We start from the raw sequence: 1,179 nt of genomic DNA, 5'->3' as shown, positions 1-1,179 counted from the left end.
CATGTAGAAAACTTTGCAACAGAACCAATTTTTTTTGTAAAATCTTGTATCTTTTTGATTAGATTCTGTAGTATCGATTATAAATTAAAGATGTGCTGCAATTATAACGCCTTAACTTCTATCCGAAAGTAGTCTTCCACTTTTAAACGTGAAGGTGCGCCAGTGAAAGTGGAAGATGAATTTCGGTTAGGCATATCCTAAAGTTGTCTCTTTTTCATGCTATTATATTTTTCAAATCCGCAGGATTTCAAAATCTTCGCCACGCTTCCCGTACCTTGAAAGGCATCGAAACTATTCATGCTTTATATAAACGAAACCAAAGTCTTGGCTCAGACTTCGTTTTTTCGACATACAATGAATTACAGGAGCTACTAACAATCGCATAAAATGTACGACTTTTTGTTAGCACCACTTAACCTTAACAAAACTTCGCAACAGTACCCTTTTGTATATAATTGGAATCGGTACATTTGAGGTACGTGAACGCTCTGCACGTACAGGACGTAATCCTCAAACAGGAGAAGAAATGTTCATTCCTGGAGGAAAAACACCTGCATTTAAAGCGGGGAAAATCCTAAAAGAGGCTGTAAAATAGATTAACATATATAAAAAGAAGAGAGATTCTAATCCTCTTCTTTTTCATATGAGCTATTCCTTATTTCACTAAGTACTGTTGTAATTCGTTCATTAAAAGCTTAATTCCCTCTGGGCTTAAATTAATCTTCCCATTTGCTAAAGAGACATTTCGATTCGATACTTCACCGGTTATGGCACAGGCACCATCAGCTTCATATTTTTTTAAGATAATTTTCTCTCCATCTACATAAATCTCTAATGGTGCCTTCTCTCTAATTTCTAATATATCCCTTAACTCTTTTGGTATTACCACCCGTCCTAACTCGTCTACTTTTCTAGTTATACCTGTTGATTTCATTTGGCCTCTCCCTTTTATATCTTTATTTATAGCCCACACACGATACCCTATGTTTCTTTTATTGTAACAAACTCCTCCCAAAGATTAAAAACATGATGAACTAAAAACTTACAATCATAATAAGAGCCTCTATACAAATTTGTAAAAAGGGAAATTGTACGTCTTCCATCTATTGTTCCCTCCTTTTATATAAGGGGCATCGCCAACATTTTGGACAAATCCTACGCTAAACAAAAAATACAATA

General features: G+C 34.9%; 1 protein-coding gene and 2 pseudogenes. 2 read left to right on the top strand and 1 reads right to left on the bottom strand.

All coding sequences use genetic code 11. The annotated features are described in order from the left end of the window. Positions 1-227: 227 nt before the first annotated feature. Positions 228-386: pseudogene (locus ACFQZ1_RS13570) on the top strand (IS6 family transposase); the annotation flags it as partial. 50 nt (positions 387-436) lie between these two features. Beyond that, positions 437-595, top strand: a pseudogene (locus ACFQZ1_RS13565) (HU family DNA-binding protein); the annotation flags it as partial. 60 nt (positions 596-655) lie between these two features. Here ACFQZ1_RS13565 and ACFQZ1_RS13560 read toward each other — a convergent pair. Continuing rightward, on the bottom strand, positions 656-934 hold the full coding sequence (locus ACFQZ1_RS13560) for an AbrB/MazE/SpoVT family DNA-binding domain-containing protein (RefSeq protein WP_377882723.1): 279 nt from the start codon (positions 932-934) through the stop codon (positions 656-658). Positions 935-1,179 lie beyond the last annotated feature (245 nt).

Source organism: Bacillus sp. CGMCC 1.60114 (assembly GCF_042676365.1).
Lineage (GTDB): Bacteria > Bacillota > Bacilli > Bacillales > Bacillaceae_G > Bacillus_A > Bacillus_A rhizoplanae_A.
The sequence above is the reverse complement of the archived record's forward strand: the minus strand, read 5'-3'. Positions and strand labels throughout refer to the sequence as shown.